Raw genomic sequence first — 14657 nt, 5'->3', positions numbered from 1 at the left:
AAAGACTCATTCACGAGTATCAAAGACTCATTCACAAGTATCAAAGACTCGTCGCCGAGTATCAAAGACTCATTCACGAGTATCAAAGACTCATCCCCTATTCCCATTGCCCAATGCCCAATGCCCAATTTCCCATAATTACAATAATGACAACTGTTCATTAGGCGGTGTAAAGCCCAAATGCTTGTATGCTGCCTTAGTCGCCATCCTGCCGCGATGAGTCCGAGTTAAATACCCAATCTGCATCAGGTAAGGTTCGTACACCTCTTCAATTGTTTGGGTATCTTCACCCGTGGCTGCTGCCATTGTTTCTAACCCCACTGGCCCGCCATTAAATTGTTCAATTATTACACTCAACATCTGGCGGTCTGTCCAATCTAAACCGCAAGGATCTACTTGGAATAGTTGCAATGCCTCAGATGCAATATTTTCATTAATCTCCCCAGATTCTTTTACTTCCGCATAATCACGCACACGCTTCAGTAATCTATTAGCAATCCGTGGTGTTCCGCGGGAACGACGGGCAATTTCTGTAGCACCATCTTCTGTAATAGGGGTTTTGAGTAATTGAGCGGTTCGCAGTACAATTTGAGTCAGTTCGTCAACTTCGTAAAATCGGAGTTTTTGAATCAAACCGAAGCGATCGCGCAGTGGTGAAGTTAAAGCACCAACACGGGTTGTAGCCCCTACTAGAGTAAACTTTGATAGCGGCAAACTTCTGATCCGAGCGCTAGAACCCTTACCAATAGTAATATCTAAGCGATAATCTTCCATCGCTGGATAGAGAATTTCCTCTGTCATCCGCGAGAGGCGATGAATTTCATCTACAAATAAGATATCTCCAGGCTTGAGATTTACTAGTAACCCAACAATATCTCGTGGACGTTCTAGGGCTGGCGCACTAGTAATTTTGTAATTTACCCCCATTTCCGATGCTAAAATCATTGCCATTGTGGTTTTGCCCAATCCCGGCGGCCCATACAGCAGCAAGTGATCCAACACCTCACCACGAGACTTAGCTGCTTTAATGGCAATATCTAGCACATCCTTTAAATCTTTTTGCCCAATGTAATCAGCAAAGCGGTGTGGTCGAATACCTTCTTCTTGCTGTTCTTGCTCATCAATAGCAGCTTCAGGCTGCAAAATATTTTCTGTGGATGGTGCTTTCGCGGACTCTCGACGCTGCTTTGGTTCGCCGTTGGGTTCTGGAGGCTGTTTTTTCGATGAGATTATCGCCATAATTCAGCTATCTATGTTTAAGGGACTGGGGACTGGGGACTGGGAACTGGGGACTGGGGAAGGGAATAGGTTACAGGTTATAGGGTACAGATTATTCATCTATAACCTGTAACCTATAACCTAATTCCAATGCCTCATTCCTCATACTTGTGAAAATTTTCGTTTGAGAATACCCGCGCCAATTTAAAATTTAAATTCCGGCTAATTACCCAGAAGTACAAAAGTTATTATGTTATCTAAAAGAATCTTACCGTGCTTAGATGTGAAGGCGGGACGGGTTGTAAAAGGAGTTAACTTTGTTAATCTCCAAGATGCAGGCGATCCGGTAGAGCTGGCCAAGGTTTACAACGAAGCCGGTGCTGATGAGTTAGTATTTCTGGATATTACAGCTACTCATGAAGACCGAGCTACAATTTTAGATGTGGTCTACCGCACTGCTGAACAGGTCTTTATTCCATTGACTGTAGGTGGTGGCATTCAATCCTTAGAAAATGTTAAAGCTTTGTTACGGGCGGGCGCAGATAAGGTTAGTATTAATTCTGCGGCAGTGCGGGAACCAGACTTGATTAATCGGGCAAGCGATCGCTTTGGTAATCAGTGCATAGTTGTTGCTATTGATGCCAGACGCAGAAATAACCCGGAGAATCCAGGTTGGGATGTGTATGTGCGGGGTGGCAGAGAAAATACAGGCTTAGATGCCCTATTGTGGGCACAGGAAGTTGAAAAACGGGGGGCCGGAGAACTGCTAGTCACAAGTATGGATGCTGATGGAACCCAAGCTGGGTATGACATTGAGATTACACGGGCGATTGCCAATGCTGTAGAAATTCCAGTTATTGCTTCTGGTGGTGCAGGTAATTGTGAACATATCTACACTGCCCTTACTGAAGGCAAGGCTGAAGCCGCATTACTCGCGTCACTCTTACATTACGGGCAATTAAGCGTAGCAGAAATTAAAAGTTACTTGCGCGATCGCAACGTGCCAGTCAGAACATTCTGTTGATCCACCATTACTCATTTAATGACATCTATCTAAGGTTAGACACACTTCCTGAAAAGGGTGTTAATATTATTTTACAAGTATTAACAAATATTAAGAAATATGTTGCTTCCTATTTTACTTTTTGATGTCGCCCTGGTAGCGTGGTCGCTGCACTTAATGGAAAAAGCCTACGAGAGTAAAGAATTTTCTCTAATGTTAGCTGGTACCTTGGTTGCTCTGGCTGCTGCTGCCATGTTAGTAGTTTACTTTTTGATGGGGCATTGTATGACCTATTTGTTGCAAGTATCCTAGAGAGTGCTGACTGCTAGAGGGGATATTTAAAATTTAGTTTCCAGAAAGCTTAACAAAGTAATAATAACTAAGCAATTATATATAGCTGATTTTAAGAGGATGTTTTAAAAGTATCCGAAAGTATAATTTTTGCCTTCTGGAATAAGTAAGTGCAAGGATAAATATGGCTGACCAAACCTAATTTATACATCACTTTTTGAGTTTTACTTTCTGGAGTAATTCATCTTTAATCCGGTTAAGAATTGAAGTCTCATCCAAATTTGTCAAAATTCGATTAATCACTGCTTTCGGCCCATCAGGCCCCCAAGTTGCGCCATTGGCTAAATAAACTTTGGTAACTTGTCCAATACCGTAAGAAGAAACACCAGCTACTCCTCCTTGGGTAATCGCCACCGATATATAAGGGCCTAGTGCAATGCCACCCGTAGCTGTTGCAGAAATTCCCAGTAAAGTTTTTAATCCACTCAAGCCTAAATTTGCTAACAATTCACTAGCACCGATACCGCCCATACTCAGGGCGATTTTTTGTAGCAGCTGTACAGCCCCAGCTTCGGTCATAGAGAAGCCATAGAGTTTAGATAAACCCAAAATCAGAGCAATATCAATTACCACACTACTCAGAATATCTACCACAGTTAGAGGATTGAGTGCGATCGCTAATGCCTTAGTCATCACAGCTTTCCAAATCAACTGATTGGCATTCTGTTCCCGAATCATCAGTTTTCGTTCAACCAATTGCTCATTTACAATGTCGGCATAAAGCATGGTATTAAGGGCAACCAAGGCTTTACCTTCACGATGCAGAATTTCCAATATTTTCAGCTTCAGTTCCTCGACTTGGGCATTCCCTGTACGCAACTGTATGCCCCTCGTACCATCAGGGCGACGAATCGCCGTCTTCACCAATGGCGATGCCGCAGCCATAACAATTTCCAAAGGTGTGAGTAATTCCCGCACCCTTTCATCCCGGATTTTGTGATAAATTGCCATCCGGTCTGCTTCTGGATACTGGTCTACTTTGTTAAACACCAAAACAATCGGTTTACCTGCTTCCCGCAACTGAGAAAGGGCTATGTATTCCAGTTTTGTCATATCGCCAGAGATCACAAACAGAATCAAATCTGCTTGTTTTGCAATTTGTTCAGCCAAGGCGGCACGAGTTGCACCATCTACTTCATCTAACCCAGGAGTATCAATTAATTCCACCTGGGATTGACCTACACCAGGAAGAGTCACACGCAAAGCACGTTCAGTTTCCCCAATCATCTCCTCGCTAATACTCCAATTAACTGTTTGTGCAGTACGGGTGACACCGTGCAGCGGCCCAGTTTCAAATACCGTTTGCCCAACCAAAGCATTTAGTAGCGAAGACTTACCACGTCCCACCATGCCAAAAGCCGCAATCTGCACCACCATGCGGTCTAACTTCCCTAGCATAATTTCCAAATCAGCAATTTCTGCCTCCAATCCGGTTTTTTCCTGGGGAGTAAGATCGAGATTGGCTACCAAGTTTCGCAACGCTGTTTGTGCTTGTTTATAGTTCAGTTCCGTCTGAATGTCTTCAAAACTGAAAATAGCACTATCCAATTCTTCCTCCCAGCTGAGAGAATTTGCGTCAGTGTTAGCGGAATCGCTTTGATGAGGTTCAGGCACGGGCAATGTCGAAGTCATATTAATTTTAGATTTTAGATTTTAGATTTTAAATTTTAGATTTTAAATTTTAGATACAGTTCATTTACTATCCTAGTTATTTTTATGAGGGGTTTGGCGAGACGATGCAGACAAAGGAGACAAGGGGCAAGGGGAATAAATATGCCCAATGCCCAATGCCCAATGCTCAATACTTCGACTACGCTCAGTACAAGTGCCCAATGCCCAATGACTAATGACTAATGACTAATGACCAATGGCTAACAAAACGTCATAAACTGAAAAATGCATCTAATATAACGCGTTAGGATCTTGACTAAATTACCTGTGCGGAAAATCGTTATTGCCGGCAACTGGAAAATGTTTAAAACCCAGGCAGAAACCCAAGAGTTTTTACAAGGATTTCTGCCTCATTTAGAGGAAACCCCCCAAGGGCGAGAAGTGATATTGTGTCCTCCTTTCACTGATTTAAACGTTTTGTCCAAGACCTTGCACGGTAGCCTCATCCAACTGGGGGCACAAAATATCCATTGGGAAGAATATGGAGCCTATACGGGTGAGATTTCTGGCCCAATGCTGGCAGAAAGTGGTGTGCGCTTTGTGATTGTCGGTCATAGCGAACGACGGCAATATTTTGGAGAAACGGACGCCACCGTTAATCTGCGCCTCCGAACTGCTCAAAGGTTTGGTTTGACTCCAATTCTTTGTGTTGGCGAAAGTAAACAACAACGAGATGCGGGAGAAACTGAATCACTTATTGCTCTCCAACTCGACAAAGCCTTGGTAGATATCGATCAAGATAATTTGGTGATTGCTTACGAACCGATTTGGGCGATTGGCACTGGCGACACTTGTGAAGTAGAGGAAGCTAATCGAATAATTGGCTTAATTCGTAGCCAGTTGACTAATCCGAATGTATCAATTCAATATGGCGGCTCAGTCAAGCCGAATAATATTGATGAGATTATGGCTCAACCAGAAATTGATGGTGTCCTCGTGGGAGGAGCAAGTCTAGAACCTGAGAGTTTCGCTCGGATTGTGAATTTTAAATCAGTGTGATGTGCTTTTTTCTCGTTCCCATGCAGAGCATGGGAATGCCTAATGTAGATAAGAAGAATTCAGAACTCAGGAGCAAAGCCGGAGACGCTCCGCCTCCGGTCAAAATTCAGAATTGAATTTTGTACGACTGTTTTTAATGACAAATGTTCCAGATATTAAGTATTCAGAAGTTGGAAATCTTTATTTCCCACCCACTTACTTACCCTAATAGATGTTGCATCCAAATGAGAACCGCTATATATATATTCCAAGACCAGATCAAATTTAAGTTCATCTATGATCGCAAAGCCTTGGGATGCTCAACTTGCTTACTGGCTAATTAAACCTCTAAAAGACAGTTGGGTAAATCCCAATCATCTTACTACAGTGCGACTTTTGACAGGGTTGGCGGCTGCTGTCGCCCTCGCAGTTGGCGATCCCATTTGGGTTAATGTTGGAGCATGGTTATTTGCTTTATCTAACTTTCTCGATCATACAGACGGTGAATTAGCTCGTTTGAGTGGGAAAAGTAGCAAATGGGGACATCAATATGACCTTACTAGTGACGCTATCATCCATATTCTATTGTTTGTGTGTATGGGATATGGTCTTAGGGAGGGAAAATTTGGTTGGTGGGCGTTGGTGATGGGGATAATATCTGGCGTGTCTGTTGCTTGCATCTTTCATTTGCGAAACCAAATGGAACAACGTTTAGGTAAAGATGCCAGCCGTCAACCAAATTTCGCCGGCTTTGACATTGAAGACGTGCTATATTTGTTTCCCATAGTTCCCTTACTGAATGGACTAGAGCCGTTATTAATGGCAGCGACAATTGGCGCGCCAACCTTTGCAGTATGGGTAATTTGGCAATTTTGGACACTCCCGCAGCCGGAATCAAACTAGATAAGGAAGCAGTGAGAGAATAAATAATTATCAATGGAGCTTCAAACTGAAATTGATAAAGCTATAGCAGCCGTTGATTACCAGAAACTTCAAGCTGAGTTTCAAGCTCAAAATGAATTTTTGGTGGTTGAAAACTTTGTCCCTAGCTGCATCATCGAGCAGTTTTTGGCGCTGTTGCCATCTTTGCAACCTGCTATCAACCGCAACTATATTCCCAATCATAAAAAGGGCGGTAGTATCAGCCGCTATAGCTTAGATAGCCTTGCTCCGATTTTCGGAGAGTTTTATCAACTCAGTGCCTTTTTCGAGTTCCTGAACAAAATTACGGCAGAAAAGCTCCTTCCCTGTCCTGATTCCGATCCCCACACTTATGCGCTGTACTATTACACTGAGCCTGGAGACCATATCCAGTATCATTACGATACTTCTTACTATCGCGGGAAACGCTATACAGTGTTGCTTGGTTTGGTTGATAATTCATCCAGTAAGCTGGAATATCAACTCTACAAAGATATTCCAGAACGGGAGACGGAAATGCGATCGCTCTCCATAACCCCTGGTACTCTAGTATTATTCAATGGTGACAAACTTTACCACAGAGTTACTCCTTTAGGTGACAACGAAAAGCGCATTGTTTTGACTTTGGAATACGTTACCGACACCCGCATGGGTATGCTAAAACGTTTTGTCTCAAATATGAAAGATGCGATCGCCTATTTTGGTTTTCGCCAAGTGTTTCGCTCTTAGCACTACCATTTTCCCTTCTGCCTCACTTCGACTACGCTCAGTGACCACCTGCCTCCTCTATGTTAAGAATTAATTAACAAATATTGTCTTGAGCAAAAAACAGTCATTATAAAATACTGGGAAAATTTCCAGATTTCCTGGTGTCTAAGCTACTGTTGGTGATTTGACGATGAAGGCAATTATCTTAGCTGCTGGCGTTGGACGACGCTTAGGTAAAGATGGGCAAATCCAACCCAAATGCTTACTGAATTTTAACGGCAAATCTTTACTAGAGCGCCATTTTAACAATCTCCGTCATTACCAAATTGATGAAGTAGTGATTGCTGTGGGTTATCAAGCAGAAAGAATTCAGGATGAAATCAAAGCATTAGGAGCCGAAAGTTGGGTCAGTACAATTTATAATCCTGACTACACCAAAGGCAGTGTAATCAGCCTTTGGACTGTACGTCAGCATTTAGTTGCTGGCGATGACATATTATTAATGGATGCAGATGTATTGTGCGATCGCCGCATCATCGAACGATTGGTAAAGACAAATATCCTCAACAGCTTTTTATTAGATCGGGATTTTGAACCGGGAGATGAACCCGTAAAGCTTTGTGTTAGAGATAATTATCTCGTGGAGTTTCGTAAACAACTAGCTCCTGGTTTAGCTTATGATTTTGCGGGTGAGTCAGTAGGATTCTTTCATTTTGAAAGTGCTGTTGCTCGCCGTCTTGCGATTCGCACAGAACAATATGTTGCAGACGGACGGGATAATGAACCTTATGAAGAAGTAATTCGGGATCTGCTCTTAGAAACTCCAGAAACATTTGGCTACGAAGACATTACTGGTTTACCTTGGCTCGAAATCGATTTTCCCCAGGATATTCAACGCGCCCAAAACGAGATTTTACCTCAGATAGAAGTCGCAGAACATGTCTGAAAATATCTTCATTTATAGCGGTTTTGGTTTGGATGCATTACAGTTTGACCTCTCTCCTAAAAGGAGAGAGGCTTTGAATTCTTACCCCCCTTCCCTTGTAGGGAAGGGGCTGGGGGTTAGGTCTGTATTCCATGTAATTGAGAATCGCAATATTATATAGGTTGAGAAAAGCAGAATAAATGCATCAAATATTTGCACCCAATGATACCTCTGCAAAATTAAATAAGTGTGCCCAATTAAGGTTATTACTAGAATCGCCTCAACTCGACTTCATTATGGAAGCTCACAATGGGATTAGCGCCCGGATTGTGGAAGAGGCTGGATTTAAAGGAATTTGGGCGAGTGGACTAGCCCTTTCAGCTCAGTATGGCGTTCGAGATAATAATGAAGCCAGTTGGACTCAAGTTGTAGAAATGCTAGAGTTCATGTCTGATGTCACCAGCATCCCGATTTTATTAGACGGGGATACTGGTTATGGCAACTTTAATAATATGCGCCGCCTGGTTAAGAAGTTAGAACAGCGAGGTATTGCTGGAGTTTGTATTGAAGATAAGCTTTTCCCCAAAACCAACAGCTTTATCAATGGTAGTCGCCAAGCTTTAGCTGATATTGATGAATTCTGCGGCAAAATTAAGGCGGGTAAAGATAGTCAAACAGATGCAGATTTTTGCATTGTCGCCCGACTCGAAGCTTTGATTGCTGGCTGGGATCTTTCGGAGGCTTTGCGCCGAGGTGAAGCTTACCACGCCGCAGGAGCAAACGCGATTTTGATTCACAGTAAATCATCGCGCCCCGATCAAGTGCTAGCCTTTGCTAAAGAATGGGCAGGTCGTTCCCCGTTAGTGTTTATACCGACCAAATATTACAGCACACCTACTGATGTTTTTCGCAAAGCGGAAGTTAATTTGGTCATCTGGGCAAACCATCTGATTCGAGCTGCTGTTGCTAGTATGCAAGCGATCGCCCGCGAAGTAAAAGCCAGCGAAACTTTAATCAACATTGAAGATGATATTGCACCCGTAAAAGAAATCTTCCGGCTACAGGGCGCGGATGAACTTATAGAAGCTGAAAAACGCTACTTTAACAACGGACGACAAAATACCCAAGCGATCGTTTTGGCTGCTACCAGAGGCCAAGAATTAGCCGGATTGACGCAAGATAAACCAAAAGTAATGTTACCCCTTGGAGGTAAACCTCTACTCAGGTTGTTGGTAGACAAATTCAAGAAACTTGCTATCAATGATATTACGGTTGTCGCCGGTTACAAAGCAGAAACCATCAATGTTCCGGGGACTAAAGTCATCCGCAACCCAGATTATGAAACAACGGGAGAATTAGCATCCTTAGCCGTAGCTCAAGCTAGTTTTGGCGAAGAAATGCTGGTGCTTTACGGCGATTTACTATTTAGAAGCTACATCCTGCGAGATTTATTAGAATGTCCCGGAGAAATTGTGGCTGTAGTTGATTCTGTGGCGAACAGCAAGTCTGTTAGCGGTTCACCTGACTACGCCTATTGCTCAATTACAGACGATCTTTCTCTGTTTGGACAGGATGTCAACCTGTTGAACGTTTCTAAAACGACACAAACGCAATTAGGAAACTCTAGCGGACGCTGGATTGGGATGTTGCGCTTGCGGAGTCAAGGTAGACAATGGGTTAGTGAAGCACTCAATGAGTTGCAAAAACGACCGGAATTCAATAGTCTGGGTTTGCCAGAATTATGCAATTATTTAATCGAGCAAGGCAAACCGATCAAGGTACTTTATATTCGCGGTAACTGGTTAGATGTTAATTCTTTAGACGATCTTGACCTTGCTTTTCAATTGAAACAATAGAAATGGGGCATGGGGCATGGGGCATTGGGCATTGTGAGGTCGGAGTTTTGAGTGCAAAGGCTGAAGTTTCGAGTTCAAAGGCTGAAGTTTCGAGTTCAAAGGCTGAAGTTCCGAGTTCAAAGGTCGAAGTTTCGAGTTCAGAAGTCGGAGTTTCAAGTTCAGAAGTCGGAGTTTCGAGTTCAGAGGTCGAAGTTCCGAGTTCAGAGGTCGAAGTTCCGAGTTCAAAGGTCGAAATTCCGAGTTCAAAGGTCGAAGTTCCGAGTTCAAAGGTCGGAGTATCGAGTTCAGAGGTCGAGGTTCCGAGTTCAAAGGCTGAAGTTCCGAGTTCAGAGGTCGAACTAATAATCTTTCCTCCCCACTCCCAACTTCCCACTCCCCATTTCAATCGTTTAAATACCTGAAAATAGCTGTAAATTTATAATTATGATTCAGGCAGAAGAATTTGTAGAAGCTGCGCGTAATCTTGGCTTTGGGTGGTACACTGGCGTACCCTGTTCTTTTCTCACGCCTTTTATTAACTACGTCATCAATGACGTTCAACTTAAATATATCTCCGCAGCCAATGAGGGAGATGCAGTAGCGATCGCAGCTGGAGCCGCAATTGCTGGAAAACCCGCAGTGGTGATGATGCAAAACTCTGGTTTGGGAAATGCAGTTAACCCGCTAACCTCCCTCACTTATATCTTTCGGATTCCATTACTGCTGATTTGTACTTTAAGAGGCGATCGCTTGTTGCAAGATGAACCGCAACATCAATTAATGGGGCAAATCACAGAGAAATTGCTGCAAACAATGACTATACCTTGGGAATATTTTCCTACAGATGCAGCAGAAATAGAACCAGTTCTGCAAAGAGCCACAGCCTATATGCAACAAGAACGCTGTCCTTATGCTTTAATTATGCGTAAAGGAGCGATCGCCCCCCATGCACTCACTCGTTCTTCTATCCCCGAACGAGAAAATAGTCATAGCGCTCATATTCAGCAAAGCTTTTTTCGGGATAACAAAGAACAACGCATTTCTCGCAGCGAAGCATTAGCTCGGATTGTGGAACTTACCGATCCAGAAAACACTGTAATAATTGCCACCACCGGATATACGGGACGGGAACTCTTCGCCAGTAAAGACAGCGCCAATCATCTTTATATGGTCGGCTCGATGGGCTGCGCTTCCTCAATGGGATTGGGATTATCCTTAGCGCGGAAAGACCTGAAGGTAATAGTAATTGATGGTGATGGGGCAGCATTAATGCGAATGGGTAATTTTGCGACCATCGGCACTTATGGCGGTGCTAACTTGACCCATATTCTGTTAGATAATGAAGTCCACGATTCCACAGGCGCACAAGCCACCGTATCTGCGGGTATTTCCTTTGCCAAAATTGCCGAAGCGTGCGGTTACGGCGTGACATTAGCCGGAGATGATCCTTCGATTTTAGATGCCTTATTTACCGCAGATAGCGACACTAGACCTAAATTCGCTCATTTGAAAATCCGTCCCGGAACTCTAGAAAAGCTACCCAGACCCAACATCACCCCAGAAGCAGTTTTACAACGCTTCATGAAACACATTGGTAATTCGTAATTCGTAATTCGTAATTCGTAATTAATAAATTCAAAGTACAAACTCTTTATTTATTAATGACCAATGACAAATGACCAATGACCAATGACAAATGACAAATGACAAAATGATTTTACTAAATCCCGGTCCCGTTAATTTGAGCGATCGCGTCCGAAACGCCTTATTACGTCCTGATTTATGCCACCGTGAAGTAGAATTTTCTCAACTTCAAAGCAGAATCCGCGAACAGCTACTTCAAGTTTATGGGCTTGGAAAAGATCGTTGGGCAGCAGTTCTCCTGACCGGTTCTGGAACCGCCGCGATGGAAGCAATGATTAGTAGTTTAGTACCCACAAACGGAAAATTACTAGTCATTGAAAACGGTGTATATGGCGAACGACTATCCAAAATCGCCAAAATCCACGGCATTGATTACATCACACTTTCCCATCCTTGGGATGGCGAAATAGATATCAATGCTTTAGTCAAACTCCTAGATGAAAACACCGACATCACCCACCTTGCTGTCGTCCATCACGAAACTACTACCGGCCGCTTAAATAATTTGGCAGAACTTGCGCCAATTTGCCAAGAACGCCGTATCAAACTATTAGTAGATGCAGTCAGCAGCTTTGGTGCTGAGGAATTAAATTTTGCAGATTGGGAAATCACTGCTTGCGCTGCGACAGCGAATAAATGTCTGCATGGTGTTCCCGGAACGTCCTTTGTTATTCTGCAACGGGATGCACTGCCATCAGTAGACACGATCCCCCGCACCTTATATTTAGATTTAGCAACTTATTACCAGCAGCAAGAACGAGGCGGCACACCTTTTACGCAATCAGTACAGACATTTTATGCTTTAACAGAAGCTTTGCAAGAAATGGCAGAAGCAGGGGGTTGGCGTGCCAGACACAACCATTACAACCAACTTGCCAGCTTAGTTAGAGACGGGTTAGCCTCAATCGGAATTAAACCCCTACTTCCTCTTGGCAGTTCATCCGTTGTCTTGAATGCCTACTACTTACCAGACGGTTTCAGCTATGAAGAATTTCACGACCAACTGAAAGCACGAGATTATATAATTTATTCTGGACAGGGGAATTTAGCTCAATCAATCTTTCGAGTCTCGACAATGGGAGCCATTACCCAAGCCGACATGGAACGCTTTGTTGGCGTTGTTAAGGAAATTATTCGTTAAACTGACTTGAAGCGTAAGTTTTACCCCTCCCTAACCCTCCCCTTGCAAAGGGGAGGGAACCGGATTTTTCTTGTTTCCCCCCAATACATCGGGGGGATTAAGGGGGGTAATTCGACTTATGTGTACACCAGAGAGGTTATTTTCCCTACTCCCCATTCCTTAAATACTGTGCGATCGCATTTACCAGTGGGAATCATAACAAACAGATTTACCACAGTAAATAACCAATGGCTTACCAAAATATTACAGGCTCCCTTTCCCCAGCAGATATCCAAGAAATTAAAGCAGCGTTTGCGACTATCCAAGCGAAGATGCCTTTTCTCGTAACCCTGAGTGTAGAAGAACGACGCAAGTTATTTAAGATGGGCGATAAAAGCCTAGCTTTCGTCAATACCAGCCTGACTGCGGCCCAGTCTAACCGAGATATTCTCCCAGCCAGCTTTGATGTCGATGAATTTGTGCGGGATTATCAATTAGCAATCACACTTACTGAGCTTTTGATTGGATTGCGACAACTGACAGAACAAGTAGATGATACCTTAATGGCTGTCGGTAGCGAAGCAATGGGCAGCAGCTTGACAGTTTATGATTACGTCAAGACTGCTGCTAAGAAAACTCCAGGGTTAAAAAGTCTTGCCGAACAGTTAGGCGATCGTTTTAAGGCTATTAAAAGTAAACCTGCTAAAGCTGCTTCTAATTCATAAGCTGTAGTTCAACGCACAAGATAAGATCCCCGACTTTTCAAAAAAGTCGGGGATCTGGCATTTAAACGCAATTTTAATCTTGTAGTGCAATATGTAAATGAATGAGTCTTTGATACTCGTCGGCGAGCCTTTGATACTCGCGCGAGAGTCTTTAATACTCGTGGGCGAGTCTTTAATACTCGTGGGCGAGTCTTTTATACTCGTGGGCGAGTCTTTGATACTCGTGGACGAGTCTTTGATACTCGTGGACGAGTCTTTGATACTCGTGGGCGAGTCTTTGATACTCGTGGACGAGTCTTTTATACTCGCGCGAGAGTCTTTGATACTCGTGAGCGAGTCTTTGATACTCGTCAATCAAAATTAAGGCATTTCCAACTAAAAAATATTTAACTATTCTTGTGGGATGGGCGTCTCGCCCGTCCTATGAACTGTGACGGCTAGACAGTTTACCCCATAACATCCGACTTTCTCAATCAGGAATTAGGAATTGCAAGCTTGTTGTTATACTCATAACCGCGTGCAATCTGCCGCCTTGCCCTGATTTATGCTCACAACTCCCTGTCACACTAACAAGCTTTCGCTCTTTTTCCTTTTCTGGTTTACCCTACTCTTGACTCTCTTCCTCTCTCTACCTTGGGTAAACGCTGAAGAAAAACCTAAGTTGGAAGCATGGCAGATTAACGGTATCGTAGCAGCCCTGAAAGACCCAAGACCCGAAGTCAGGGATACAGCAGGGCAAAACTTACAGAAATATCAGCTAGATAACCCTAAAACCCAGATAAAAAACTATGATGAGCTTGTAAAACAGTTTGCCAAACAGTTGCAGGATAAAGATTCAGCAGTCTCCCGTAAAGCAGCAGCAGAGGCACTAGGGCAAATGCAAGCCAAGGAAAAAATTCTACTAGTTGCTAAACTGCTCAAAGATTCTGACGGTGGTGTCCGTGGTGCAGCAATAGAGGCACTAGGGCAGATGCAAGCCAAGGAACAAGCTCCACAAGTTGTCCTGCTGCTCAAAGATTCTGACAGTGGTGTCCGTAAAGCAGCAGCAGAGGCACTAGGGCAGATGCAAGCCAAGGAACAAGCTCCACAAGTTGCTAAACTGCTCACAAATCCTGACGGTGGTGTCCGTGGTGCAGCAATAGAGGCACTAGGGCAGATGCAAGCCAAGGAACAAGCTCCACAAGTTGTCCTGCTGCTCAAAGATTCTGACGGTGGTGTCCGTGGTGCAGCAATAGAGGCACTAGGGCAGATGCAAGCCAAGGAAGTAGTTCCACAAGTTGCCCTGCTGGTCACAAATTCTAACGTTGATGCCCGTTATGCAGCAATAAAGGCACTAGGGCAGATGCAAGCCAAGGAACAAATTCCAAAACTTGTCCAGCTGCTCGAAGATTCTCAAGGTGTTATCCGTGATGCAGCAGTAAAAGCACTAGGGCAGATGCAAGCCAAGGAAGTAGTTCCACTAGTTGCTAAACTGCTCGAAGAAGATCCTGAAACCTATATCCATAAAGCAGCAGCAGAGGCACTAGGGCAGATGCAAGCCAAGGAACAAGCTCCACAA

Annotated in this window: 15 protein-coding genes; 11 read left to right on the top strand and 4 right to left on the bottom strand. The window is 43.7% G+C overall.

The genetic code is table 11. The annotated features are described in order from the left end of the window. Nucleotides 1-138: 138 nt before the first annotated feature. On the bottom strand, nt 139-1239 hold the full coding sequence (gene ruvB / locus RM049_RS03915; protein WP_322703234.1) for a Holliday junction branch migration DNA helicase RuvB: 1101 nt from the start codon (nt 1237-1239) through the stop codon (nt 139-141). Nucleotides 1240-1468: 229 nt separating this feature from the next. Between ruvB and hisF the strand changes: the two genes are divergently transcribed. After that, the gene (gene hisF / locus RM049_RS03910; RefSeq protein WP_322675124.1) at nt 1469-2242 is read left to right on the top strand and encodes an imidazole glycerol phosphate synthase subunit HisF; all 774 of its coding nucleotides are present in this window, start codon (nt 1469-1471) and stop codon (nt 2240-2242) included. Nucleotides 2243-2341: 99 nt separating this feature from the next. Further along, complete coding sequence (locus RM049_RS03905; RefSeq protein WP_094348875.1) at nt 2342-2533, top strand: hypothetical protein; 192 nt, start codon at nt 2342-2344, stop codon at nt 2531-2533. 189 nt (nt 2534-2722) lie between these two features. Here the strand turns inward: RM049_RS03905 and RM049_RS03900 are convergent, their stop codons facing one another. After that, entirely contained in the window at nt 2723-4204 is a 1482-nt protein-coding gene (locus RM049_RS03900; protein WP_322682385.1) for a GTP-binding protein, read from the bottom strand. Nucleotides 4205-4510: 306 nt separating this feature from the next. On the opposite strand from RM049_RS03900, the gene tpiA reads away from it, so the two are divergent. The 5 genes from tpiA to aepX all read left to right on the top strand — a co-directional run bounded on the left by tpiA (nt 4511) and on the right by aepX (nt 9631). Then, on the top strand, nt 4511-5242 hold the full coding sequence (gene tpiA / locus RM049_RS03895) for a triose-phosphate isomerase (protein WP_322675149.1): 732 nt from the start codon (nt 4511-4513) through the stop codon (nt 5240-5242). A gap of 276 nt (nt 5243-5518) precedes the next feature. Then, the gene (locus RM049_RS03890) at nt 5519-6124 is read left to right on the top strand and encodes a CDP-alcohol phosphatidyltransferase family protein (RefSeq protein WP_322703233.1); all 606 of its coding nucleotides are present in this window, start codon (nt 5519-5521) and stop codon (nt 6122-6124) included. Nucleotides 6125-6157: 33 nt separating this feature from the next. Further along, nucleotides 6158-6871 carry a 2OG-Fe(II) oxygenase gene (locus RM049_RS03885; protein WP_322703232.1) on the top strand — a complete coding sequence of 238 codons (714 nt, stop codon included), beginning with the start codon at nt 6158-6160 and terminating at the stop codon, nt 6869-6871. A 169-nt stretch (nt 6872-7040) separates the two neighbouring features. Further along, the gene (locus RM049_RS03880) at nt 7041-7796 is read left to right on the top strand and encodes a phosphocholine cytidylyltransferase family protein (protein WP_322703231.1); all 756 of its coding nucleotides are present in this window, start codon (nt 7041-7043) and stop codon (nt 7794-7796) included. Nucleotides 7797-7975: 179 nt separating this feature from the next. After that, the gene (gene aepX / locus RM049_RS03875; protein WP_322703230.1) at nt 7976-9631 is read left to right on the top strand and encodes a phosphoenolpyruvate mutase; all 1656 of its coding nucleotides are present in this window, start codon (nt 7976-7978) and stop codon (nt 9629-9631) included. Here aepX and RM049_RS03870 read toward each other — a convergent pair. Continuing rightward, nucleotides 9585-10004, bottom strand: coding sequence for a hypothetical protein (locus RM049_RS03870; RefSeq protein ID WP_322703229.1), 420 nt, complete (start codon nt 10002-10004; stop codon nt 9585-9587). The genes aepX and RM049_RS03870 overlap by 47 nt on opposite strands. Nucleotides 10005-10054: 50 nt before the next feature. Here RM049_RS03870 and aepY point away from each other — a divergent pair, with 50 nt between their 5' ends. The 3 genes from aepY to RM049_RS03855 all read left to right on the top strand — a co-directional run bounded on the left by aepY (nt 10055) and on the right by RM049_RS03855 (nt 13099). Beyond that, nucleotides 10055-11215 (top strand): phosphonopyruvate decarboxylase, encoded by a 1161-nt coding sequence (gene aepY, locus RM049_RS03865; RefSeq protein WP_322703228.1) that lies wholly within the window; start codon nt 10055-10057, stop codon nt 11213-11215. Nucleotides 11216-11306: 91 nt separating this feature from the next. Continuing rightward, nucleotides 11307-12395, top strand: a complete 1089-nt coding sequence (locus RM049_RS03860; RefSeq protein WP_322703227.1) for a 2-aminoethylphosphonate aminotransferase — start codon at nt 11307-11309, stop codon at nt 12393-12395. Nucleotides 12396-12622: 227 nt separating this feature from the next. Then, a complete protein-coding gene (locus RM049_RS03855) occupies nt 12623-13099 on the top strand; it encodes a hypothetical protein (RefSeq protein WP_322703226.1) in 477 nt (158 codons plus the stop codon). A gap of 172 nt (nt 13100-13271) precedes the next feature. On the opposite strand, the gene RM049_RS03850 is transcribed toward RM049_RS03855, so the two are convergent. Next, nucleotides 13272-13457 carry a hypothetical protein gene (locus RM049_RS03850; RefSeq protein WP_322703225.1) on the bottom strand — a complete coding sequence of 62 codons (186 nt, stop codon included), beginning with the start codon at nt 13455-13457 and terminating at the stop codon, nt 13272-13274. A gap of 252 nt (nt 13458-13709) precedes the next feature. Between RM049_RS03850 and RM049_RS03845 the strand changes: the two genes are divergently transcribed. Next, a partial coding sequence (locus RM049_RS03845) for a HEAT repeat domain-containing protein (RefSeq protein WP_322703224.1) occupies nt 13710-14657 on the top strand: 948 nt, incomplete at its 3' end.

Origin of the sequence: Nostoc sp. DedQUE04 (assembly GCF_034530995.1) — a bacterium.
Classification (GTDB): Bacteria; Cyanobacteriota; Cyanobacteriia; order Cyanobacteriales; family Nostocaceae; genus Nostoc.
Note: the sequence above shows the minus strand (reverse complement) of the source record. Positions and strands in the feature narration are given on the sequence as shown.

What these genes read in the sequence shown, in the direction of transcription:
- RM049_RS03880 (WP_322703231.1), top strand. Translation starts at nt 7,041, where the DNA reads ATGAAGGCAATTATCTTAGCTGCTGGCGTTGGACGACGCTTAGGTAAA.
- RM049_RS03855 (WP_322703226.1), top strand. Translation starts at nt 12,623, where the DNA reads ATGGCTTACCAAAATATTACAGGCTCCCTTTCCCCAGCAGATATCCAA.
- hisF (WP_322675124.1), top strand. Translation starts at nt 1,469, where the DNA reads ATGTTATCTAAAAGAATCTTACCGTGCTTAGATGTGAAGGCGGGACGG.
- RM049_RS03900 (WP_322682385.1), bottom strand. Translation starts at nt 4,204, where the DNA reads ATGACTTCGACATTGCCCGTGCCTGAACCTCATCAAAGCGATTCCGCT.
- RM049_RS03890 (WP_322703233.1), top strand. Translation starts at nt 5,519, where the DNA reads ATGATCGCAAAGCCTTGGGATGCTCAACTTGCTTACTGGCTAATTAAA.
- RM049_RS03905 (WP_094348875.1), top strand. Translation starts at nt 2,342, where the DNA reads ATGTTGCTTCCTATTTTACTTTTTGATGTCGCCCTGGTAGCGTGGTCG.
- RM049_RS03860 (WP_322703227.1), top strand. Translation starts at nt 11,307, where the DNA reads ATGACAAATGACAAAATGATTTTACTAAATCCCGGTCCCGTTAATTTG.
- RM049_RS03885 (WP_322703232.1), top strand. Translation starts at nt 6,158, where the DNA reads ATGGAGCTTCAAACTGAAATTGATAAAGCTATAGCAGCCGTTGATTAC.
- aepY (WP_322703228.1), top strand. Translation starts at nt 10,055, where the DNA reads ATGATTCAGGCAGAAGAATTTGTAGAAGCTGCGCGTAATCTTGGCTTT.
- aepX (WP_322703230.1), top strand. Translation starts at nt 7,976, where the DNA reads ATGCATCAAATATTTGCACCCAATGATACCTCTGCAAAATTAAATAAG.
- ruvB (WP_322703234.1), bottom strand. Translation starts at nt 1,239, where the DNA reads ATGGCGATAATCTCATCGAAAAAACAGCCTCCAGAACCCAACGGCGAA.